This is a genomic window from Candidatus Bathyarchaeia archaeon (assembly GCA_041447175.1).
Taxonomy (GTDB): Archaea; Thermoproteota; Bathyarchaeia; order Bathyarchaeales; family Bathycorpusculaceae; genus JADGNF01.
In genome coordinates, this window is record CP166960.1 from 2,606,031 (window position 1) to 2,626,185 (window position 20,155).

The 20,155-nt window shown below is 47.4% G+C and carries 29 protein-coding genes; 16 read left to right on the forward strand and 13 right to left on the reverse strand.

Annotated features, from left to right (window positions below):
- Window positions 1-5 precede the first annotated feature (5 nt).
- From ACBZ72_13465 to ACBZ72_13475, 3 genes are all read left to right on the forward strand, one after another.
- Window positions 6-308, forward strand: coding sequence for a 50S ribosomal protein L37ae (locus ACBZ72_13465; GenBank protein XES77164.1), 303 nt, complete (start codon window positions 6-8; stop codon window positions 306-308).
- 75 nt (window positions 309-383) lie between these two features.
- Window positions 384-638: a KEOPS complex subunit Pcc1 gene (locus tag ACBZ72_13470; protein XES77165.1), complete on the forward strand. Its 255-nt coding sequence runs from the start codon at window positions 384-386 to the stop codon at window positions 636-638.
- A 278-nt stretch (window positions 639-916) separates the two neighbouring features.
- On the forward strand, window positions 917-2,611 hold the full coding sequence (locus tag ACBZ72_13475) for an ATP-binding protein (protein ID XES78691.1): 1,695 nt from the start codon (window positions 917-919) through the stop codon (window positions 2,609-2,611).
- Between the two features lie 45 nt (window positions 2,612-2,656).
- On the opposite strand, the gene ACBZ72_13480 is transcribed toward ACBZ72_13475, so the two are convergent.
- From ACBZ72_13480 to ACBZ72_13500, 5 genes are all read right to left on the reverse strand, one after another.
- Window positions 2,657-3,724, reverse strand: a complete 1,068-nt coding sequence (locus ACBZ72_13480; protein XES77166.1) for a radical SAM protein — start codon at window positions 3,722-3,724, stop codon at window positions 2,657-2,659.
- Between the two features lie 59 nt (window positions 3,725-3,783).
- On the reverse strand, window positions 3,784-4,770 hold the full coding sequence (locus ACBZ72_13485) for an MBL fold metallo-hydrolase (GenBank protein ID XES77167.1): 987 nt from the start codon (window positions 4,768-4,770) through the stop codon (window positions 3,784-3,786).
- Window positions 4,771-4,782: 12 nt separating this feature from the next.
- Window positions 4,783-5,352, reverse strand: a complete 570-nt coding sequence (locus ACBZ72_13490) for an Lrp/AsnC family transcriptional regulator (GenBank protein ID XES77168.1) — start codon at window positions 5,350-5,352, stop codon at window positions 4,783-4,785.
- Between the two features lie 193 nt (window positions 5,353-5,545).
- Window positions 5,546-5,980: a universal stress protein gene (locus tag ACBZ72_13495; GenBank protein XES77169.1), complete on the reverse strand. Its 435-nt coding sequence runs from the start codon at window positions 5,978-5,980 to the stop codon at window positions 5,546-5,548.
- Between the two features lie 35 nt (window positions 5,981-6,015).
- On the reverse strand, window positions 6,016-6,210 hold the full coding sequence (locus tag ACBZ72_13500; protein ID XES78712.1) for a hypothetical protein: 195 nt from the start codon (window positions 6,208-6,210) through the stop codon (window positions 6,016-6,018).
- On the opposite strand from ACBZ72_13500, the gene ACBZ72_13505 reads away from it, so the two are divergent.
- The 7 genes from ACBZ72_13505 (at window position 6,145) to ACBZ72_13535 (ending at window position 10,912) form a co-directional block, all read left to right on the forward strand.
- Window positions 6,145-6,516 (forward strand): DUF5752 family protein, encoded by a 372-nt coding sequence (locus tag ACBZ72_13505; protein XES77170.1) that lies wholly within the window; start codon window positions 6,145-6,147, stop codon window positions 6,514-6,516. The two genes, ACBZ72_13500 and ACBZ72_13505, sit on opposite strands and share 66 nt — an antisense overlap.
- Window positions 6,517-6,692: 176 nt before the next feature.
- Window positions 6,693-7,385, forward strand: a complete 693-nt coding sequence (locus tag ACBZ72_13510; GenBank protein ID XES77171.1) for a histidine phosphatase family protein — start codon at window positions 6,693-6,695, stop codon at window positions 7,383-7,385.
- Between the two features lie 87 nt (window positions 7,386-7,472).
- Window positions 7,473-8,387, forward strand: a complete 915-nt coding sequence (locus tag ACBZ72_13515) for a P-loop NTPase (GenBank protein ID XES77172.1) — start codon at window positions 7,473-7,475, stop codon at window positions 8,385-8,387.
- A complete protein-coding gene (locus ACBZ72_13520; protein ID XES77173.1) occupies window positions 8,384-8,755 on the forward strand; it encodes a NifB/NifX family molybdenum-iron cluster-binding protein in 372 nt (123 codons plus the stop codon). The genes ACBZ72_13515 and ACBZ72_13520 overlap by 4 nt, the downstream gene beginning before the upstream one ends.
- A gap of 72 nt (window positions 8,756-8,827) precedes the next feature.
- The gene (locus ACBZ72_13525; GenBank protein ID XES77174.1) at window positions 8,828-9,664 is read left to right on the forward strand and encodes an ATP-binding protein; all 837 of its coding nucleotides are present in this window, start codon (window positions 8,828-8,830) and stop codon (window positions 9,662-9,664) included.
- Complete coding sequence (locus ACBZ72_13530; protein XES77175.1) at window positions 9,661-10,521, forward strand: (4Fe-4S)-binding protein; 861 nt, start codon at window positions 9,661-9,663, stop codon at window positions 10,519-10,521. Before ACBZ72_13525 ends, ACBZ72_13530 begins: the two co-directional genes overlap by 4 nt.
- Window positions 10,522-10,627: 106 nt before the next feature.
- Window positions 10,628-10,912: a ferritin family protein gene (locus ACBZ72_13535; protein ID XES77176.1), complete on the forward strand. Its 285-nt coding sequence runs from the start codon at window positions 10,628-10,630 to the stop codon at window positions 10,910-10,912.
- A gap of 86 nt (window positions 10,913-10,998) precedes the next feature.
- Here ACBZ72_13535 and ACBZ72_13540 read toward each other — a convergent pair whose 3' ends face one another.
- From ACBZ72_13540 to ACBZ72_13550, 3 genes are all read right to left on the reverse strand, one after another.
- Window positions 10,999-11,220, reverse strand: coding sequence for a hypothetical protein (locus ACBZ72_13540; GenBank protein ID XES77177.1), 222 nt, complete (start codon window positions 11,218-11,220; stop codon window positions 10,999-11,001).
- Between the two features lie 4 nt (window positions 11,221-11,224).
- Window positions 11,225-11,884 carry a peroxiredoxin gene (locus ACBZ72_13545; protein ID XES77178.1) on the reverse strand — a complete coding sequence of 220 codons (660 nt, stop codon included), beginning with the start codon at window positions 11,882-11,884 and terminating at the stop codon, window positions 11,225-11,227.
- 143 nt (window positions 11,885-12,027) lie between these two features.
- On the reverse strand, window positions 12,028-12,297 hold the full coding sequence (locus tag ACBZ72_13550; GenBank protein ID XES77179.1) for a DUF5320 domain-containing protein: 270 nt from the start codon (window positions 12,295-12,297) through the stop codon (window positions 12,028-12,030).
- Between the two features lie 105 nt (window positions 12,298-12,402).
- Between ACBZ72_13550 and ACBZ72_13555 the strand changes: the two genes are divergently transcribed.
- The 4 genes from ACBZ72_13555 to ACBZ72_13570 all read left to right on the forward strand — a co-directional run bounded on the left by ACBZ72_13555 (window position 12,403) and on the right by ACBZ72_13570 (window position 14,282).
- Entirely contained in the window at window positions 12,403-12,738 is a 336-nt protein-coding gene (locus tag ACBZ72_13555; protein ID XES77180.1) for a DUF134 domain-containing protein, read from the forward strand.
- 91 nt (window positions 12,739-12,829) lie between these two features.
- Complete coding sequence (locus tag ACBZ72_13560) at window positions 12,830-13,204, forward strand: NifB/NifX family molybdenum-iron cluster-binding protein (protein ID XES77181.1); 375 nt, start codon at window positions 12,830-12,832, stop codon at window positions 13,202-13,204.
- 73 nt (window positions 13,205-13,277) lie between these two features.
- Window positions 13,278-13,694, forward strand: a complete 417-nt coding sequence (locus ACBZ72_13565; GenBank protein ID XES77182.1) for an OsmC family protein — start codon at window positions 13,278-13,280, stop codon at window positions 13,692-13,694.
- A 51-nt stretch (window positions 13,695-13,745) separates the two neighbouring features.
- A complete protein-coding gene (locus tag ACBZ72_13570) occupies window positions 13,746-14,282 on the forward strand; it encodes a flavodoxin family protein (protein XES77183.1) in 537 nt (178 codons plus the stop codon).
- Between the two features lie 8 nt (window positions 14,283-14,290).
- Here the strand turns inward: ACBZ72_13570 and hutI are convergent, their stop codons facing one another.
- A complete protein-coding gene (gene hutI, locus ACBZ72_13575; protein ID XES77184.1) occupies window positions 14,291-15,616 on the reverse strand; it encodes an imidazolonepropionase in 1,326 nt (441 codons plus the stop codon).
- 249 nt (window positions 15,617-15,865) lie between these two features.
- On the opposite strand from hutI, the gene ACBZ72_13580 reads away from it, so the two are divergent.
- A complete protein-coding gene (locus ACBZ72_13580; protein XES77185.1) occupies window positions 15,866-16,468 on the forward strand; it encodes a phosphoribosyltransferase in 603 nt (200 codons plus the stop codon).
- Complete coding sequence (cgi121, locus tag ACBZ72_13585) at window positions 16,462-17,028, forward strand: KEOPS complex subunit Cgi121 (protein ID XES77186.1); 567 nt, start codon at window positions 16,462-16,464, stop codon at window positions 17,026-17,028. The genes ACBZ72_13580 and cgi121 overlap by 7 nt, the downstream gene beginning before the upstream one ends.
- Before the next feature lie 6 nt (window positions 17,029-17,034).
- On the opposite strand, the gene ACBZ72_13590 is transcribed toward cgi121, so the two are convergent.
- The 4 genes from ACBZ72_13590 to ACBZ72_13605 form a co-directional block, all read right to left on the reverse strand.
- Window positions 17,035-17,559, reverse strand: a complete 525-nt coding sequence (locus ACBZ72_13590) for a THUMP domain-containing protein (GenBank protein XES77187.1) — start codon at window positions 17,557-17,559, stop codon at window positions 17,035-17,037.
- Window positions 17,560-18,103: 544 nt separating this feature from the next.
- Window positions 18,104-18,796, reverse strand: coding sequence for a hypothetical protein (locus ACBZ72_13595; protein ID XES77188.1), 693 nt, complete (start codon window positions 18,794-18,796; stop codon window positions 18,104-18,106).
- A gap of 694 nt (window positions 18,797-19,490) precedes the next feature.
- The gene (locus ACBZ72_13600; GenBank protein ID XES77189.1) at window positions 19,491-19,817 is read right to left on the reverse strand and encodes a DUF86 domain-containing protein; all 327 of its coding nucleotides are present in this window, start codon (window positions 19,815-19,817) and stop codon (window positions 19,491-19,493) included.
- Window positions 19,814-20,110: a nucleotidyltransferase family protein gene (locus ACBZ72_13605; protein XES77190.1), complete on the reverse strand. Its 297-nt coding sequence runs from the start codon at window positions 20,108-20,110 to the stop codon at window positions 19,814-19,816. The genes ACBZ72_13600 and ACBZ72_13605 overlap by 4 nt, the downstream gene beginning before the upstream one ends.
- Window positions 20,111-20,155 lie beyond the last annotated feature (45 nt).

Below are 20,155 nucleotides of genomic sequence, written 5' to 3' on the forward strand. Positions count from 1 at the left end.
AATAGTTGCCTAAAACAAAGAAAGTTGGTCCAACTCGCGGTTTCGGAACACGTTACGGTTCCACCGTTCGCAAGCGATACATCAAAGTCATTGAGGGACTTAAGAAAGCACACAGGTGTCCCCAATGCGGTTTCGTCAGAGTTAAACGCAAGAGTGTCGGCATTTGGCAATGTAGCAAATGTAACTTCACTTTTACCGGTGGAGCGTACATGCCCACAACGAAGCTGGGTACAATTGCGAAACGTGCCTCCAAGCGTGAAAGCGACTTTGTAGCTGCTCCAGCAAAACCCGCTGGAACTAGCGCATAACCTTTTCTTTCTTAGTTCCTTTTTTGTTAATCAAACCTTTTTAGGTTGCAGTACGGTTTTTTCGTTGGGATTTGCGTGAATGCTACTGCCGTGATTCATCTTCCTTTTGAATCAGAAAAACAACTGAAAGCCTTGTTGGACGCGTTAACTCCTGAAGTTCATCGACAAATTGGGGGTCGTTCCAAAACCAAAGTGGTAGCAGAAGCACAAACCCTTGTTCTTGAAGTTGAAGCTGAGGACACTGTTGCATTGCGGGCGGCGTTGAATGCCTATTTAAGGTGGATTAACTCAATGGCAAATGTGCTTGACGCGATTGCTTTGAGCTCTTAGTTCCAGTGTGTGTTCCCTGTAGGTAAACATCCACCTTAGGGGCGCCGTCTTTCTGTGTGTCTTTTTATTCTTTTGCTGTGGCTTCTCTGAGCTTTGCGTGGTCACCCGTTAGGTTACGGTGTGGTTGTACATCCCATTTATTATGTACACACAGCTATAGGTGAACCTTTGAGTTTGTAGTCCACAACAAAGCTCAACAAACTGAACGGAAGAAAACCTTACCCTAAGAGGCAGAAAACCGCATGAACGTTGTCGCTTTCATATCACTCGTTTCAAGCATGATCTGCGCTTTCTTAGGGTTATTTGTTTTTTTCATGAACCGCAAATCCCTTTTGAATAAGCTTTTCATGCTTGTTCTTTTTGCAAACGCCTACTGGGCATTTTCTGAATCCATGATTTGTCAAGCTCCAAACCTTGAAACCGCCGTTCTATGGAACAAAATTCTCTCCTTTTGGCCTTTAATCGTGCCTTTGATGTTTCATGCTTCGCTGGTTTTTGTAGAAAGCGACTTGGCAAAGAAAAAGGTCACTTACCTGCTTTTGTATGTTCCCGCTTTGGCTTTCTCTGTAATTGATTTGACAACCGACCTTATCTCTACAGATCCAGTACCGCAATTTTGGGGGTACGCGGGGTCTATGAGTCTTGGGTCCTGGCTGAGTTATTTGGATGCGGTTTGGGCAGCCACCCTTTCACTGCTGGCTGTTTTCCTGTTAGTAGTCTACTACAACAGGGTTTCGGACACAACCAGAAGACAGCAAACAAAATATGTCTGCATGGGCATGGCAACTGCAGTTTTTCTTTCGATAATTACAGATTCCTTTTTCCCTCTTCTGGGAATCAACTTTCCCGGGTTAGGCAGCATATCCGGGGCTGCCCTAAGCATCTTTGTTGTCTATGCCATCTTGAAATACGACCTTTTCACTGTAAATCCCGCCATCGCGGCGCAAACCGTTTTCTCCACCATGCATGACTCGTTGGTTTTGGCAGACCAGCAAGGCAAAATTCTAAGTGTCAATAAACCTCTTTTAGACTTTTTTGGCTACACAGAAAACGAGTTAATAGGTAAATCGCTCACCGAGATTCAATTTGAAAAGGACACTTATGCAAAAATTCACCTTCAGCTCCGAGAAAAAGACGAGGTTGAAAACCTTGAAACAAAATGTTTCACCAAGGCGGGTGTTGAGAAAACTGTGATCCTTTCAGGTTCGAAAATTAAGAACAAGAGCGGGCAGGATGTTGGGTTCAACTGCATTTTTCGTGACATCACTCATCAGAAACAGATGGAAAAGCAACTGATTGAGGCACAAAAATACGCTGCCATTGGTGAGTTAGCTGGGATGGTGGGTCATGACCTGCGTAATCCGCTGACTAGCATGCGTGGTGCAGTTTACTACCTGAAGGCTAAGCATAACTCCCAGCTTGATGATAAAGACAAACTTATGTTTGAAACCATCGAGAAAAGCATTGACTACTCCAACAAAATCATAAACGACCTGCTTGACTACTCCCGTGAGATCAAACTTAACCCTGAATCTGCCACCCCAAAATCTCTTATAGCAAACACTTTGCTTCTGGTTCAGAACTCACAGAACGTAAACATCATTGATTCCTCCGAAGACACCTACATGGTGCGGGTGGACAAAACCCACATGGTTAGGGTGTTTGTGAACCTTGTGACTAACGCGTTTGACGCCATGCCCAACGGCGGCACACTTACAATTAAAAGCCAGAATCTGGGCGATAAGGTTTCCTTAAGCTTTGAAGACACTGGCTCGGGAATGACCACCGAGACCCTCAGTAAACTTTGGATTCCGCTTTTCACAACCAAAGCCAAGGGCATGGGATTTGGTATGGCAATTTGCAAACGCATTGTGGAAGCTCACGGCGGCAGAATCTGGGCAAAAAGCGCCGTGGGTGAAGGAACCACAATCAACATAGACCTTCCTTCATGCACAAAATCCACCCTACAATAATGGTTCCTTAGGTTGATAGTAAAAATCTAAAAAGTGGGATAGTAACTATTTTTCCCTTAACGCTTTGGGTATGTATGCGCATTGGGGGTCGGGTCCCAGTATGTCTCCTGTGAGGAAATACGCTGAGGTTCGGCAGCCACCGCAGATGTCTTTGTATTCACAGACGCCGCATTTGCCCTTCAGGTTGAGTTTGTTGCGGGCTTTTTCAAAGAACTCGCTGTTTTGCATGCCGTCCCAGATGCTTTGGAGACTCTGGGTTTGGACGTTGCCAAAGCGGTACACGTCGTTGTAGCTGCAGGGGATGGCGTCGCCGTTTTCGGCTATGCTCATGAATTTGCCAAAGAAGCATCGTCCAAGGAAGAAGTGATTAAACCAGTGGTCCCAGTCTGCGATGCCCCGCTGCTTGGCAACCCGCGCAAACGACGGATAATACACGTTAATGTCTGGTTTGCCCTTGTACTCAACCCGCAGGTCATAGAGTTTGTTCCATGCCCACTCGTTCTGCTCGGCGGAGGGACACGCTTTGAGGGTCTGGGGGTCTTTGCTGTAGGGAATCATGCCGTGATAGATGACCCATCTGGCGCCGTATTGCTCGGCTAAATCCAGAACGGCTCGGAAGTCGGCTTCGTTAACATTGGTGACGGTGTCAGATACGTTGGCGAGGGTATAGACGAGGCAGTTGAGCAGTTTTTCTTGTGAGAGCCGCTTGGTGGCTTTGACGGATGCTGTGTAGGCGTCTTTGCCCCGGACAAGGTCGTTGGTGACTGGTCCGCCGTCAATGCTGACGGAGACTTTGACTTCGTTTTTGACGATTTGGTCAAACGCCTTGTCGTCCATGAGGCGTCCGTCGGTTATGATGCTGGCACTCATGCCGACCTTCCGCGCGTAGGCTATCACTTCAAAGAGGTCTTTGCGCAAAAGCGCCTCGCCGCCTGTTACGCCAAAAAAGGTTGCCCCAAACTCGTAAGCTTGGTCAACTAGCCGTTTTGCAGCGTCGGTGCTGATTTCGTCGGGCACGGGAGGTTTGCCTGCGGAGGTGCAGTGGACACAGTTAAAGTTGCAGCCAAAAGTGCATCGCCAAGGCAGAATGTAAAGAGGTCCCTTTCGTTGCATTTTTAATCAAGGCTCCAAATGTTATTTTTTAACTTTTCATAAAAACGCTTCATTTCATGTCATACCTCGTATAGGTTTCCTACGCTGTTCCAGACAAACGCTTCAGGCAACGCGTCGGCGATGGTGCACATGGCTCTCCACCCTGTGCAGTGGCAAGGCACAATCAGTTTGGGGTTTATCTGCTTGAGCTCGCTGATGGTGGGTTGGATACGTTTTTCGTTTTCTTTTCCCGCCAAATGAAAACCCCCCAAAACCGCGTAAACCTCGCCTACGCCCGTGATTTGTTTAGCGTAGTTTATGGTGTTGATTATGCCTGCGTGGGCGCAGCCTGAAACCACCACCAACCCCTTGCCTTTGACGTTGATGACAACGGCGCGTTCATCCACAATCAGCGGGTCAGGCTTCCATGTGCCCTCTTTTAAGCAGCGGTGCTGCAGGTAGCCTTGCTCAAAGCTGGTTTCCCGCGGGATTTCCCCTGTGACCAAAACTTCGTCATCCACAATGGCAAACGGCTGCTTGGTCTCAATTAATTGGGCATCGTTTAGTTGCTCTTTGGAGGGAAACGACGCGTACTTTCGGACGGAGCCGTCGGGGTTGGCTGACCCGCGGGTGGTGAACATTTCTTCATGAATAACTATGGGTAGGTTTTTTTTGCTGATTGCTTTCAAAGCTGTCCGCAATCCACCAGTGTGGTCCCAGTGTCCATGAGACAAAACAATACATTCAATCTCGGTTAAATCAACGCCCATCCGAGACGCATTCTCAACAATCCCCTCTCCACTACAGCCCGTGTCAAAAAGAACGCTGTGGCGCCTTCCCTTGTTTAGGGTATGTATAAGCATTGAGAATCCGTGTTCCCCTTTGGGCAGTCGGGGGTGGGTGTGCATCCAGTCTTCACCATAACGTTTTTTGGTCCACTGCCTTAATGGGTACGCTCCATCTTTGTAGGTGGGGGACAGAAAATCCACAGAATTGTCGACCATGCTGAATATTTCTACAGCATCCACTTCTTTGAATACGAGGTTTTCCTGTTTAGTTGACTCCATACGTCACTTCTCCTAAAGGGGTCCTCTGTACTTGGTTGTGGTTGGGCAACCTACACATTTTTCTTTTACGTAGCGGACGCAGGGGTTGCAGTCCACTTTGCAAGGCGAGAGTTTTCTCTCTTTGTGCGCCATGTTCTCGCGGATTTGTAGAAACGGCGAGAAATAGATGTCACTTATGGGGTAGAATTCTGAACGGCGGATTCCTTTGCTGCATCGCAGCGAACATTTCTCCATCGATATGCTTTCGAGGGTTTCAGGAGTTTCCGCTACGACCACCGCGATGAGGTTGAAGCCGCCGACGGTTTTGAATATCTGGATTACTCGGGGGCATTCTTCGAATCGGTCAAGCAGGTTCTGCATGGCTTCGGCGCTTTCCATTTCAAGCATGACGATTGCGGGGTGAAGCTTGAGGGCGCTGGGGTTGATGAGGGCTGAAACTTTGATGGTGCCGTTTTTGAATAGGCGTTCGACCCGTTTTTTGGTGCCCATGCTGGTGAACCCGATGGTTTTGGAGAGTTCTTCTAGGGTTGCTCTGCCGTTTTCTTGAAGGTGTGCTACTATTTTTTTGTCGATTGCATCCAACCTGCTTCACCGTTTATTTTATCAACATAAATTATTAATAAAGTTTATCTGCTAAACTCCTTCTACAGGGGGCGGATGGTTTTCTTGTAAAAACAGCCTAACAACACAAGAACCAAAAACAAAGTCACCCCTCAGCCGCCCAAACATCCAGTCTCAAAACAGAAAACCTCAATTCAAGCCCAATAATGCCGTTTTATTTCACTATTAGCACAGGGCAGTTGGCTTCGTCGGCGACTGAAGCACTAACGCTCCCCAGACCATACCCTCTGTGACCTAACCCCCGGCTCCCCATCACAATGAGGTCAAAACATCCATTTTTTGCCTCTTCCAAAATTTTCTGGTCGGGGTCCCCTTTCTCAAGTATAGTTGATATCTTCACGTTTTTTAGCTTCCCTTTTTTCTCAGCGTTGCAAAGAGTCTCTCTAAAAATGTCTTCTAATTGCAGGTTGGCGTTAACCATTGCCTCTGTCTTCACCACATTAAACGAGTGTGCAGGTAGGAAAACAGGTGGAACGACAGTTAACAGGTGAATTTCTGCTGAGTAATGTTGTGCTAAGTCAAGAGCAAAGTTTAACGCGTGTTCCGCAGGTTCAGATCCGTCTGTTGCCAAAAGAATTTTTCGGATCAAACTTAACCCATTAGAAACAAGGGGTTTGCAAAGATTTAGCTCTTCAGGTTCTCATATTTCTGGTGCGCCGCAAAGTTTGTTGGCGCACTGAGTGAGGCGTAAACAATTTTATTGCGTTCGCCCATATAATACATGCGTTCTAAGCGCGTGAGGAGTTGCTCTTCTTGGCTACGGGTTGTACTGAAACCAAAGACCCCCTGCGTGTTGTACCAAACAATGAGGGCTTCCATTTTTACACCGCCATAGGGCATCCTTGCGGAATATCCTGCACCAGTTTAGGCGAGTTCGCAAATGCTTTGCAATATTTATGTTCGGAAGCCATAATTTTCCATTTCACCCGCGGCGATTTCCAAAAGTGGATACACGAAGTAATCGGTGACGAGGAACTGGCTCGGCGATTGGATGAGATAAGGCTTTGTTCGCGTCAGTTGGAGGCAGACTGCTGCCGAAAGGAGCTTGTGGAGACAATACGGATTCGGATTCTCCAGTTGGAAGTGGACCGTGGTCCACCTTGTTTTGGGGCAGAAACAAAATAACAACTTGCACGCCTCCGAGTTTTGGGGCGCCTTTGATGTTGCTCAACAAAACGGGGAAAGGAATCTGGTTTTTTTGATTTTGGGCTGCATTTATCATGGCTTTACTTGTTGGCGTAGCGAAAAATCAATATTAGCGGGTTATCTTTGATGTCCCTTCAAGTTTGCGGTTGAGTGCGATGGTCTGCAAGTTGTTCATTTTCAGGCATGCCGAAACATTAGACAACAGTCATGGTGTGTTCTCGGGCTGGCGTGATTCAAACCTCACTCCCAAAGGAGTTGGGCAAGCGCAAGAAATCGCTAAACAACTAAACCCCTACCCAATTGATTATGCTTTTACTTCTCATTTGATGCGCGCCCGAAAAACCCTTGAAATTGTCCTTGAAGGGCGGGCTTCTACTTCCGTCTTTGTTGATGACAGGCTTATTGAGCGCTGTTACGGTTTGTTTCAGGGAAAAGATAAATGGCAAATGGAGCGTGATGACCCTGAATGGTATGCTAAGATTCATCGGGGTTATAGCTTTGTTCCGCCGGGTGGTGAAAGTTTGGAAATGGTGGAACGAAGGGTTACTTCTTTTTTGGAGCAGCTTCGAGAGTGGCTTAAGGTTAACCCGGGTAACGTGGCGATTTCTTGCCATAATAATTCTATTCGTCCTCTTAGGCGAGTTTTTGATAATTTGAGTGTTGCCCAGATGTGTAGTCTTGAGAGTTCGCAGGACTGTGCCCTTGTTTATGAGGTTGAAGGCGGAGATTTTGCGGTTCGGGGTATGGGTGAGGCGGTTGGCAAGCCTTCTTGGAAGGGGGTTTTGGTGCCTGAAGCGGTTGAGTTGGCTTGGGATGTTTTGAATCCATTGCGTGTCTATTATAAGTAGGCTGCCAAACGGTAGTTTGTTTATTATGTAAACATAAAGTATTAATATGGTTTATCTATTAAACTGCCGCTGGGAACGGTGAAAAAAATGGTCAACCCACCACAAACCAACGCATCCCAAGACTGCAGTGGAACATGCGACTCCTGCTCCACCTCCGACGGATGCAACGACCAAAAGAAACAACAATACGAACTAAACCTCAAACTAACCAAAATCAAGCATAAAATTGCCGTCATGAGCGGCAAAGGCGGCGTAGGCAAAAGCACAGTAACTGCGAACCTTGCTGCGGCGTTTGCCCTGAACGGTCACAAAGGAAAAGTTGGCGTACTGGACGCAGATATCCACGGTCCATGTATCCCCAAAATGCTTGGTCTGAAAGGAAACGTCCTGAAGGGTGGAGCCGACGGCAAAATCGTGCCCGTAAGCGGCAGCCTCGGCGTGAAAGTGGCTTCAGTGGACTTTCTGCTCCCCAACGATGATGCCCCTGTCATCTGGCGTGGCCCATTAAAAATGCAGCTTATCCGCCAGTTCCTTTCCGACATTGCATGGGGCGAGCTTGATTACTTGTTTATTGATTTGCCTCCGGGCACAGGTGACGAACCACTAAGCGTTGTGCAGTTAATTCCTGACTTGGATGGTGTTGTGATTGTGACTATGCCCTCCGAGGTTTCCGAAGCAGTTGTCAAAAAATCCGTTTCATTTGCCAAACAAGCAAACCTCCCCATAATTGGCATCGTGGAAAACATGAGCGGCTTTGTTTGTCCTGACTGTGGAGCTAAAATTGACATATTCAAAACTGGCGCTGGACAGCGAATCGCCCGCGACCCCTCAGTGCCGTTCTTAGGCAGCATACCCCTTGACCCCCAGATATGCATGGACTCTGACAGCGGCGAATCATTCCTTAAAAATTCCTCCTCCGCGTCGGCAACGGTGTTCAAAGAAATTGTCCACAAACTCGAACAGTTCACCGAAAACAACAAACCCCGAGGCGCACAGCAATGAAGGTCTGTGTCTCCGCAGTCTCCGACAGCTTAGATGCACAACTGGACCCCCGTTTCGGCAGATGCGCCTACTTCATAATCCTTGACGCCGAAACCTCACAGTTTGAAGCCGTCCCCAACGTCTCCCAAGGGGCTTCAGGCGGCGCAGGAATTCAAGCCTCTCAAACAATCGCAAACAAAGGCGCAAAGGTTCTAATCACAGGCAATGTTGGTCCAAACGCTTTTGAGGCTTTATCCGCCGCGGGCATACAAATCATAACGGGCGCCTCGGGAACCGTTCGTGAGGTTGTGGAGCAGTTCAAGAAGGGCGAATTCAAGACCACCGATGCACCCACCGTCGGCGAGTTTTCAGGCAAAACCCCCAACTAAACCCAAGCATGCGAAGGGGCATTTGCCCTTTGCGTGCCGTTTAAGCGTCTGATGTAATTGCGAGGTAACTGTATGATTGTAACTGTAGCAAGCGGAAAAGGTGGAACAGGCAAAACCTCTGTAGCCGTGAACATGGCTCTTTCATTGGAGAACGTTCAGCTTTTAGACTGCGATGTTGAGGAACCCAACGCTTATCTGTTTCTGGATGCGGATTTGCAGCACACCGAACCCGTTTACACTTCTATCCCGCTTGTGGACCAGCAAAAATGCGTTTACTGCGGCGAATGCTCCCGTGCCTGCCAATTTAACGCCTTGTTTGTTGCCCCTCAGAAACTTCTTGTTTTTCCCGAATTATGCCACAGCTGCGGCGGATGCGCCATGGTTTGTCCGCAAGCGGCGATTTCTTGGGAAAAACACCGCATAGGCGCAGTTAAAGTTGGGTTTGCGGATGATTTGCAGCTTGTTTATGGGGAATTAGAGGTTGGCAAGCCACTGGCAGTTCCGATAATCAAAGCCGTTAAAAACAAAATGGTGGCTAGCAAAAACGTGATTCTGGACTCTCCGCCAGGAGCATCTTGTCCTTTTGTGGAGACGGTGCGGGGAAGTGACTTTTGCGTTCTTGTCACGGAACCAACCCCGTTTGGTTTACATGACCTCAAAATCGCCGTCCAAGCCCTTGAGAAACTCAAGGTTCCGTTAGGTGTAGTGGTTAACCGCGCGGGGATAGGCGACCGCCAAGTCTACGATTACTGCCAAACCCAAAACATCCCCCTACTCCTAGAGATCCCCTACCAAAGACGCATCGCCGAACTATACTCCAAAGGCATCCCCTTCAGCACAGAGATGCCCGAATGGAGGGAAAAATTCCAAACTCTTTTCAGCAAAATTGAGGAGTTGACTAAAAAATGAAGCAGCTGACAATTTTAAGCGGCAAAGGCGGCACCGGAAAAACAAGCATAACCGCCTCGTTAGCGGTTCTGGCAAAAAAAGCAGTTGTCGCCGACTGCGATGTGGACGCACCCGACCTTCACATGCTTCTGCAACCTGAGGTTTTGGAGAAACGCGAGTTTTCCGCCTCAAAAGTTGCCGCCATCGACAAAACAAAATGTACCCAATGCGGTTTGTGCAAAGAAAACTGCGCTTTCGACGCCATAAGTGACGATTTGACTGTTGAGGCTGCCACTTGTGAAGGCTGCGGCGTATGCAAACTGGTCTGCCCCTCAGAAGCAGTCACCTTGGTCACTCGCGTTTCAGGAGAAACTTATCTCTCAAAAACCGCCTACGGCTTCATGTCTCACGCTCAACTCTACCCTGGTGAGGCAAACTCGGGTAAGCTTGTCACGTTGGTTCGGCAGAATGCTAAAATCTTGGCGGGCAAAGAGCATCTGGACTTAATTCTCATTGACGGCTCTCCGGGCATTGGTTGCCCAGTTATCGCTTCCATCACAGGCGCCGACGCTGCATTGGTTGTTACCGAACCCACCCTCTCGGGGATTCATGACCTCGAACGGGTGCTCAAACTGCTAGACCACTTTCATGTTGCATCCTTTGTCTGCATAAACATGTACGACATAAATACGGCTAACACAAACAAGCTTTTGGACTTCTGCAAAGCAAACAGCGCTGAGGTTGTGGGTATTCTTCCTTACGCACCGGAAGTGACCCAAGCAATGATTAAAGGCAAAACCGTGGTTGAATACGCCCCTGAAAGTGGAATCGCCCAAGAAATCAGCTCTATGTGGAGCAAAATTTCCGCCTCCCTTTGAGGTATCGCGTGGATTTTGTGAGTTTGCCCTTGAAAATTTGGGTTGGATGGAAAAACCCTTTAAACCTGCGGAGCTAACTTTAAGTTACAATTAGGAGTCGATGTGTTTGCTGTCAAAAATCCCCATAAACTTGGAAAAAATAGCCAAAGAAAACCTTGACAAAGAAATTCTGCGAGCCGCAATAATCGCTGAACTCGATGCAATCAACCTCTACGAACAAATGGCTGCCTTAGCTCAAAATAACGACATTAAATTAATTCTGCTGGACGTAGCCAAAGAGGAAAAAACCCACGTGGGCGAATTCCAAGCTCTGCTGTTAGCAAATGACGCCGAGCAAGTGAAGGAACTTGAAGCTGGCAAAGAAGAAGTCGAAGAAGAACTGAAAAAATAAGCAACAAAAAGCCTGCTGGCTTTCTTCTTTTCTTTACTATCAGCCGCTTGAAAAAGCTGAAAAAAGATTTTTAAAAAAAGAGTTGGTTACTGGATTGCGTTTTCTCCAGTTTTGGAAAGCTTGTACTTGTCCCCTGCTTCCTCAACGAACCCTGCGTTTTTAAGTTCTCGAAGTCCGCTTCTAACGCGGAACAGGGGCTGACCGGTTTTGCCTGCCACTTCTTCAGGGGTTAGCTCGCCATCTTTTAGCGACTTCAGTGTAACCATGCCTGTTGAGGTGGGTTTTCCATCAGCGGAAATGCACGGCATGCGCTCAACTCTCAGGGAGTTTCTTTCTGCAGAGATACCAGTCTTTGCATTCGTAGCCTTCTTTGAGTCTCTCTTCGGCTCCTTCGATGGTGGCTGGTGGTGGAACAACAACTGGTTCGCCTGGCTTCCAGTTTGCGGGGGTGGCGACTTTGTATTTGTCAGTTGTTTGCAGGGCATCAATTATTCGGAGGATTTCTTGCATGTTTCTGCCTGTGGTCAGGGGGTAGTAGAGCATGGTGCGGATTTTGCTTTCAGGGTCTATGATGAAGACGCATCGGACGGTTTCGGTTTTGCTCTGCTCTGGGTGTATCATGCCGTAGGCTTTGGCGACTTCTTTGTTGAGGTCGGCGATTATGGGGAAGGGGATTTTGACGCCCATTTTTTCTTCGCAGTTTCTTATCCAGGCGATGTGTGACGACACGCTGTCAACACTTAAACCTAGAAGCTCTACGTTTCTTTTTTTGAGTTCTTCGTAAATTTCTGTGAACCCTATGAATTCGGTTGTGCACACGGGCGTGAAATCTGCGGGGTGCGAGAATAGGATGAGCCATGTTCCTTTGTAATCTGAGAGTCTGAGTGTTCCTTGTGTTGTCACTGCTTCAAAATCTGGTGCTTTTTGCCCCAACACGGGGAAAGTTGGTTCTTGTTTTTCAATTTCTGTCATTTGTTTTCACCTTAGTTTTCCTAAAAAGAACAGTATGTGTTATACTGTGTGTTTCATAAAAATATTTTTGTTTTTGAGTTTAGGAACTAAACTCGCTGTTTTTGGGGTTTCATGTCGGTTTTTGATATAAAAAAAGTGTGGGTTTATTTGTTGAGTTCTTTTAGCCGCTCTTGGATTTGGTCGAGCCTTTCTTGCATGGCTTTGAGTTGCTCTTCGATGAGTATTTTTTGTTCCTTCAGTATGGCGACTTCGTTTTCGGGTAGGGTGGCTGAAGTGGCTGGTTGTGTTTGTGGTCCGTATAGGTACCAGCAGGCGCCTCTGCCGTAGTTCCATCCGGGGCGTTGCCATGGTGGCAGGTTGCTGTATGGTCCGGCTCCTGGCCAGTTTCCGCGGTTTCTGTATCCCCAAGGCATGTGTTTTTCACCTCTTGATTAATTTTGTGCGTATGCACATATTCAATTATGGGAATAAGCACAAAAATATATAAAAGTTGCGCCGCCAAACAATACCTGATCACTATGGGCTGGCGACATAGATGCAGGCGAGGGCAAAGAGGCCGTTTCCCAAAACCAATAACCGTACAACAACCCACAATAATCAGCTCATTCACTCCCAATCCGCAAACAAACTCAGCCCCAATCTTCATTGAACCCGCCGAAATAGAAGCAATGCGGCTTGTAGATTTGGAAGGGCTCTCGCAGGAAGAAGCCGGCGAAATTGTGGGTGTCTCTAGGGGAACTATCTGGCGGCTGTTGCAGGAGGCGCGAAAAAAAACTGCCCAGGCTTTAACGGAAGGGCGGCCCTTGTTGGTTTCGGGTTCTTTGGATGCTTCTGAGGAGTCTAAGCCAAGTTAGGATGTTTGTTTTATAAACGCAAAGTATTAATATTGTTTAGTACTTAAACTGTGCCGTTGCAATCAACATAAAAGCAAAAGGTTATGAAACCATGACTCAAAGAATCGTAATCCCCACAGAAGAAAACACTGGTTTAGACGCAACATTAGCACAACACTTTGGAAAAGCTCCATACTTCACCGTCGTCGACCTTGACGACAACCGAACCATTTTAGGTCTAAAAACCGAATTAAACCACGGCGAACACGTCGGCGGCACAGGTCTTCCCCACGAACATCTGCTGTCTCTCAAACCAGACGTGTTCATCGTGCAAGGCATGGGTCCAGGCTGCCTGAGAAGTCTACAAGACTCCGGAGTCACCGTCCTGAAAGCTTCTGGAAACACAGTCAAAGAAATAACTGACTTGTTTAAAGAAGGCAAACTGGGCGTATTGACTGGCGGATGCGAACACGCTCATCACCACTAAACTCCCTTCAACATAGCGGGCAGAAACAGCAATCTTAAATCCGAAACCACCAGCTAGTAAACTGGTGAATATTTTGCCCAAAGTTAAAGCAAAAGCAACATGGGTCGAAAATGTCTGTTCCATAACAGACAACCAACGAACCCACAGTGTAGTCTGTGACTTGTCAACAGCCGCAGGTGGAACCGACAGCGGACCAACCGCGTTGGAGCTTTCCTTGATGGCCTTGGCAGATTGTGCCGTAACAATATTTGCCGATGTCTGCAAAAAAAGCAATATAGAACTTAGCAAAGCTGAAGTCACGGCGGAAGCAGAAAAGTCCCCAGACTCCCCCAAACTAACGGGGGTCTCCATGAAAGTTCAAGTGTCTTCAAAAGCTCGTCCGGAACTTGTTGGTGCTGCTTGGTGCCGAACCGAAGCCAACTGCCCCGTGCTGCTAGTGTTCAAAGAACCGACGCCAGTTACCGTTGAGTTCGAGAGCAAAACTGAGTAGCAAAACAGTCTGGTCAAACCAGCAGACCTTAAGGTAATGAAGGTGAATGATGTGAAAACAGCTTTAGTCCTTTACTCTTCAAACACTGGAAACACCGAGAAAGTAGCCCAAGCCATAACTGCAGGGCTCAAGGAAGCCGGGCTTCAAGTGACTGTGAAAAAGCCTCAAGAAGCCGCCGACGTGGACTACTTCGACTACGACCTTGTATGTGTTGGTTCGCCCGCTATCCAGTGGCATCCAACCAAGCAGATGGATGATTTGCTGAAAAGCAAAATGTCTGCCTACCGCAAAGACGGAAAAATTAAGCCCACCGCGCCTCGCGTAGAAGGCAAAAACGTTCTGGTGTTTGTCACCTACAGTGGACCCCACACCGGGTTAGATGAAGCAACTCCTGCAGGCAAATACATGGCGCAGTTTTTTGCGCACGTAGGCTTTAGCGTCCTTGACGAATGGTATGTACTCAGTGAATTCTGCGGCAACGAAGAACACAGCACCAAAGGCAGAATGGGTGACATCCGAGGGAAACCCACCGCTGAAGAGTTAGCTAAAATCCAAAGTGATGCAAAAACGTTAGCACGCAGCCTCTAACCTTTTTTTCACTCCATTTTATTTAAGAAAACAGGTTCATTGTGTTTTTCTCTATCAACAACTAATCTGCCGTTTGTTATAACTTTGTCAACCAAGTTTACGCCCAGACTGTAACCTAAGAACCGGTAGTTGGGCGCGTTCAGGACGGCCACGTCGGCTCTTTTTCCAACCTCTATGCTTCCCACTTCTTTTGCGCGGTGTACTGCGTGGGCGGCGTTTATTGTGGCGGCGGTTATGGCTTCCGCGGGGGTCATACGCATGAAGTGGCATGCCATGGCTATAACTAACTGCTGATTTAGCGTCCAGTTTCCTGCGTTAAAGTCAGTGCCTAACGCCACTGGAACCCCTATGTCAATCATCTGTCGGGCGTTGGCAAACTGTGTCATCATCATGCTAAAAGTTGCTGCTGGAAGCAGAACAGCCACCACTCCTTTTTCCGCCATCCTCTTCATGCCTTCTGCCGAAGCGAAATTCAGATGTTCCGCCGAAACTACTCCTATGTCCGCGCCAACTTCGGTTCCGCCAAGCATGCTCAGGTGGTCGGCGTGGATTTTAGTTTTTAACCCTACGCTTTTTGCTTTCACCAAGATGCGTTTGGTTTGCTCCAGATTGAAAATGCCCCTTTCGCAGAAGACATCGCAAAATTCCGCCATCCCTGACTGCGCCACTTTGGGTAATGCTTCTTCGATGAGTATGTCAACGTATTCCTCGGTGTTGTTTTTAAATTCAAACGGAACCACGTGGGCGCCCATGAATGTGGCTGTGATGCCCATGCTGTGAAGCCTGTTTATACGTCGGATGACTTGTAAGATGCGGAGTTCATCTTCGGTGTTTAATCCGTAGCCGCTTTTGATTTCCACTGTGGTTGTGCCGTGGGTAAGCATGGTGTCCATTCTTTCGATGCCCAACTCCACTAGCTTTTCAAATCTTGTTCGGCGTGTGTCCTTTGCCGTTTTATAGACCGCCTCTCCCCTGTCAAGTAATTGGGTAAAGGAGGTGCCTTCGAGAAGCATTTGAAATTCGTCTTCACGGGAGCCTGAAAAAACTAGGTGCGTGTGGGGGTCAACAAAGCCTGGGAGAACTGTTTTGCCTTTGGCGTTGAGTATGTATTCTCCTCGGAAGGCTTTGGTCACCTCGTTTGTTTTTCCTACTGCCACGATTCTGCCTTCGTGGATGGCTACGGCTCCATCATGGATGATTCCCAACTCCCGCATCCACTTGCCCGTGCGGGGTGTTTGGCTGCTTCCCTGTAAGGTAAGCATTTCTTGGGCGTTTATGATGAGTATGTCGACGACTTCTCGTTTTCTGATTTTAGGTGTTTTATGTAAAACCATCCTTTTTTCCTCGTTTTTTGTGGCATGCTGTTGAGGTTGGTTTTTTCGTCGTTGAGGTGGAGCCGATTTGGTTGTGTGCCCGTTGCCGTTATAACTTGAGTTTTCAGCTCCTGAAAACATGAAGTATAGCTCTACATCTTACATAGTAATATACGTTACCTATTTCCACGGTAACGAGAAACGCACGCTACGCCAACCTTAAACCATAAGTTCCCCATACTTATCCCGCATTGTAGTGAAGTGAAACCTTTGACTGGCAAAGTCTGCTTTGAGGCGCCAACTTGGAACCACATCTATCGTTTACTGCTCCAGCAAAGCCGGGCAATTTGCAGAAGCGATTTTCAACCTGACCTTCTTGTGGGGGTTTCGCGGGGCGGATGGGTTTCTGCCCGCATCCTTTCAGATTTGCTCGAAAACGCCAACTTGGTGAACGTAAAAGTTGAATGCTACTTGGGCATAGGTGAAACGTTGGCTGCTCCCCGTTTGACACAGTGCCTCTCCGCGGATGTGGCGGGTAAACGGGTGCTTATCGTTGATGAGGTTGCTGATTCAGGCAAAAGCCTTCAGCTTGTTGTTGGTCACGTCCGTGAAAAAGGCGCCCAGCAAATCAAGACCGCCGTTTTGTACTTGAAACCCTGCTGCTCTTTTAAGCCTGACTTTTGGGCGGCAACAACGGCGTGCTGGCTGGTGTTTCCGTGGGAAATTAAGGAAACGCTGCGCAAAATCACGCAAGCCCACAAAACCGACGCTTCTCAGGCTGAGGCAGAGCTTGCCGAGTTAGTCAAAGCGGGTGTTTCCAAAAGCCTAATTGCCCGGTTTTTGAGAGAGTTTTCTGAGGCTAAATCATGCTAAACGCTATTGTGGAGTTTGGGAAGTGGGTTGCGGTTGGAGGTTTTAAAGGCGCCAAGATTTCCGACGCCAAAGCCTTCGCAGATAGCATTCGTGGGTGTTTGCCTTCTGGGGTGGAGGTGCAGTTGTTTGATGCGGATTTGGTGGCTTCTTGGCGGCACCTCTACTTTGCAGCATTGAATGCGCTCATGGCTTTCCAAAACCGCTGCAACCTCTCCAAAAGTCTTGCCGTTGAAACCGCCTTGTATGCTTCGGCGCAGCGGCAAATCAAAAAAGCCCTGCCCCTAATCGGGCTAAAACCCGCCTGCTCCCACGTCGCAGTCTTGGTTGTCGGCGATGATGCGGATGCGGTTGAGGCGGGCTTTTCTGCGGTTGCAGCCCAAATCCAAGCTGAACGTGACGACGCGGTGTTGGAGCTTTCCGCCGCCAAAATCAAGCGGATTCGGGAGGCGTTTGACGTTTCTGACGCGGAGCTGACCGCGGTGTCTTCCTCTGGAGGCGCGGCTGAGGCTTTGGTGGCTCTTGTTTTGGAGCGGGTGGCGCTGCTTTCCACACGCCTCTAACTGGCGTTAGAGCATTTTTTCTTTAAGCACCGAGATGGCATCGGTGGGTTTTATCAGTGAGATGCCAGTGTAGCCGCCCAAAACCTCGATGAGCAGGATTTTGTCGGGGTTTTCGAGGTCCACACGGTTTTTGATGTTGGGGGCGACTGCATCGATGATTTCGCGGCTGTGCGTGCTGGTGAAGCGTTTCTCCACGGTCATGCGAAAAGACTCCCCCTCCGCCAAACCCGACGCCAACTCCAACGCCGCCGCCTTAATCTCTTCAATGTCGGTGTGGACCACTTTTTGGATGGGTAAAATCCGCAGGGCGTAGCGGAACTCAAAGGGACGCTCCTGCAGCAGGGTGTGGAGTTTTTGGAGGGCTTCGATGGGGTCCAACGCGGTTTTCGCCACCACCAAGCCCCTGATGCCTGCCTTGTCAGTTTTGGGTTCAGGGTCGCCGGCTTCTTTGAGCAGGAAGGCAAGTTCGTAGCGCATTTGGCGTTCGTTTCCCCGCATGGTTGAAGCTAACAGGTTAAAGTCTGAGAGCAAAGTGTAAATCTCCGTTTAGGTGTGGTGCAGCGCGGCTTATTTCTATTTTTTCCCCGCCGCGGGTGGGCTTGTGTTGTTTGTTTGCTGCTTTGGGTAGGTAGCCTACTTTAGATAGACCTCTATCCCCTCTACGTTTTCTGGTTCTGATGCTCCGACCCCCTCCCCTCTATAGGTTCTGCATCGATATGCTAATAGCATCCAAATAGACGCCAAACAGGCTGGTCTCTGCCAAGTTTTGCCAGTTGCAATGTGCACTCTCCCAGAAAAGCCCAACCAAACGCTCCGCTACACCAACAACACCAACCACGCAGCATATGTGCCAACACCAAACTACACAACGTAAAACTCCGATGGCGCCCCAAGCAACTGCCTTATCCCTTAAGAGAACTTAGCGGAACAACGAACGTCTTTTCATGTTTAAAAGTTTTTAGAAAAAAAATCGTTCAAGTGGTAACCTTCATGGGCGTTAAACTTTTAACAAATTCTGATTTGGTGCTAAACAAATTGTTTAAAAGTTCGAAAAGAAACAATTTTCGCAGAAAACTCACTTCTTAAATGTTTCTTCCAAAGTCTGTTCTATAGTCGCTTTCAGACCTTCTCCTAGGTCTGATGCGCCCACAATCGAATTCTTGTAAACAACGCATCTGTAATGCTTTAAATCGAAGGGCGCATCCTCTATTTTTTGTGTTATCAGAATTACTTTTTTATATAGAGCATGTGCCAAGCCTAGCTCGTAGAAGACATTTGCGTTTCTATCTGTAAGGTCCGCAATGAGAAAACGTGCTTTTTTGATGTATTCTATTATGTCGTCCATAATTGGTCTTGTTCCAAAAATTTCATTAGCCCTTTTACAGTTCAGGTGAACTTCATTTGCTGTCTTCTTGATAACATCTTTGTAAATAGCGTCAAAATTTTCATTAAATGGCATCAAAACAAAGCAAAGTTTATCATCAATGGAGATCATGGCTGTTTTTTCAACTTTTCTCTGCTCAGCTTTTGAGATGACCTTTTCTGAAGTATACGACAAAAACTCAAGCTCTTCTTCCTTAAAACCCAAATCAAGAAGCGATTTTTTAATTAAAGTTAGGTCCTTTTCTTCTTTGCTCCAATGAATAAAATCAACGATTATTTTGCTAAGTATTTCAATGAACACTTCCCGCCCTTTGTTATAGATTGTATTAAGTAACAGTCCTAATGCGTCTTCTGCATACCCAGTAAACCCTGGAACAATAATCAAGCCACTGCTCTGATTCACGACGTACCGTATGTAGTCTTTCCACAACTCGTCCATATTCAACTCAATACTGAGATGGCTGAAGCTATTCGAAATTAGGTATTGCCCAAAATCGACTCTAAGCAAGTTTGAGTATAAGGGCTTCAGCAAAGGCATTGTTTTCTGACTCATGAGTGGGGTTTTATGCTCTCTATATATAAAAGATTTTACAACCCCATCCAAAGGTGTGTACGCTTAGTTTTTTTAGGAAAAGCTGGCTTTCGGGTCAGTTGTTGGTTTGGCTTATTTTCACTGCCCGTGTGGGCTCCTAGCCGTCGCCTCACATCATCCCTAATGGAGGGGGTGCGCAGGGGATTTAATCATTTGGGTGTTTGTGGAATTGTTTTGGAGAAGAACCTGCGCCGAAAACCTTTCTGTTCCGTACCGACGTTTCGGAATTTACGTCATTTGACGAATAATAACGTTTAAACCAGCGCTGGGCAAGGTAACGTATGCCGCAGAAAAGCGGAGGTGAAAAGACTCATGATATTCTACTACGATGAAGATGAAGAATGGGAAGAAGGCGAAGAAGAAGAATGGGAAGAAGAAGAATGGTAACCTAGCCCACGCGTTTTGTGTCCCATAACGTCTTTTCTTTATTACTTTCCGTTTTGCGCTTCTTAACTCACTTCTTGGAGTACTTTCAAAAATTGCGGTTTCAACTAACCAGCGTCTGCGTTGTTTTCCAAATGGCGTCCACGTTTCTGCTAAAATATTCATGGGTAAGGTCAGTTCGCATATCCGCAAGTGACGTGTAGGGAATGTGGAAACGGTAAAACAGTTCTTTGATGTTTCGGTGTTTAGCTAAGATTCTAACCGCCTCGCCTTTGTTTCGTATGTTAGCGTCCACAGCATCAATGGTTCGTGCATCTTTGACGAAATCATCATACGCCATGCCTTTAGTGTAGTTTTGGATTATTCCTATGAACTCTACAATTTCATTCAGGTAAAGCTTGGGGCTTCGATTTATATGGTTCTTTTTCAAACTGGAATGGCTTCCTCTAAAACTTGCTCCTTGATGTGTTTGTTCAAGAATTTTTTAGAGACAACATCTACTTTCCTGCCCAGCTTTCGTCTAAGGTACCTTCTCAAAGATGCTATCATAAGCAAGTCAACCATGTCCGAATAAGTGACCAAAAGGTCCAAATCGCTTTTCTCCGTTTGTTCTCCCCGCGCAAAGGACCCAAATATTTCTATAGTCTCCACTTTGAAACGTTTTTTCAGGGTCGGCTTCATTTCCTGAAGCTGCACTCTTACTTCTTCAAGCGAACTCTGCATACAGAACGCTCCAAAAGCAGTGTACCTTATATTCGGTAGCTTTCT

Coding starts and splice junctions, on each gene's coding strand:
- ACBZ72_13475 (XES78691.1), top strand. CDS start 917: ATGATCTGCGCTTTCTTAGGGTTATTTGTTTTTTTCATGAACCGCAAA.
- ACBZ72_13480 (XES77166.1), bottom strand. CDS start 3,724: ATGCAACGAAAGGGACCTCTTTACATTCTGCCTTGGCGATGCACTTTT.
- ACBZ72_13485 (XES77167.1), bottom strand. CDS start 4,770: ATGGAGTCAACTAAACAGGAAAACCTCGTATTCAAAGAAGTGGATGCT.
- ACBZ72_13500 (XES78712.1), bottom strand. CDS start 6,210: ATGGAAGCCCTCATTGTTTGGTACAACACGCAGGGGGTCTTTGGTTTC.
- ACBZ72_13510 (XES77171.1), top strand. CDS start 6,693: ATGGTCTGCAAGTTGTTCATTTTCAGGCATGCCGAAACATTAGACAAC.
- ACBZ72_13515 (XES77172.1), top strand. CDS start 7,473: ATGGTCAACCCACCACAAACCAACGCATCCCAAGACTGCAGTGGAACA.
- ACBZ72_13520 (XES77173.1), top strand. CDS start 8,384: ATGAAGGTCTGTGTCTCCGCAGTCTCCGACAGCTTAGATGCACAACTG.
- ACBZ72_13525 (XES77174.1), top strand. CDS start 8,828: ATGATTGTAACTGTAGCAAGCGGAAAAGGTGGAACAGGCAAAACCTCT.
- ACBZ72_13530 (XES77175.1), top strand. CDS start 9,661: ATGAAGCAGCTGACAATTTTAAGCGGCAAAGGCGGCACCGGAAAAACA.
- ACBZ72_13540 (XES77177.1), bottom strand. CDS start 11,220: ATGCCGTGCATTTCCGCTGATGGAAAACCCACCTCAACAGGCATGGTT.
- ACBZ72_13545 (XES77178.1), bottom strand. CDS start 11,884: ATGACAGAAATTGAAAAACAAGAACCAACTTTCCCCGTGTTGGGGCAA.
- ACBZ72_13550 (XES77179.1), bottom strand. CDS start 12,297: ATGCCTTGGGGATACAGAAACCGCGGAAACTGGCCAGGAGCCGGACCA.
- ACBZ72_13555 (XES77180.1), top strand. CDS start 12,403: ATGGGCTGGCGACATAGATGCAGGCGAGGGCAAAGAGGCCGTTTCCCA.
- ACBZ72_13560 (XES77181.1), top strand. CDS start 12,830: ATGACTCAAAGAATCGTAATCCCCACAGAAGAAAACACTGGTTTAGAC.
- hutI (XES77184.1), bottom strand. CDS start 15,616: ATGGTTTTACATAAAACACCTAAAATCAGAAAACGAGAAGTCGTCGAC.
- cgi121 (XES77186.1), top strand. CDS start 16,462: ATGCTAAACGCTATTGTGGAGTTTGGGAAGTGGGTTGCGGTTGGAGGT.
- ACBZ72_13605 (XES77190.1), bottom strand. CDS start 20,110: ATGCAGAGTTCGCTTGAAGAAGTAAGAGTGCAGCTTCAGGAAATGAAG.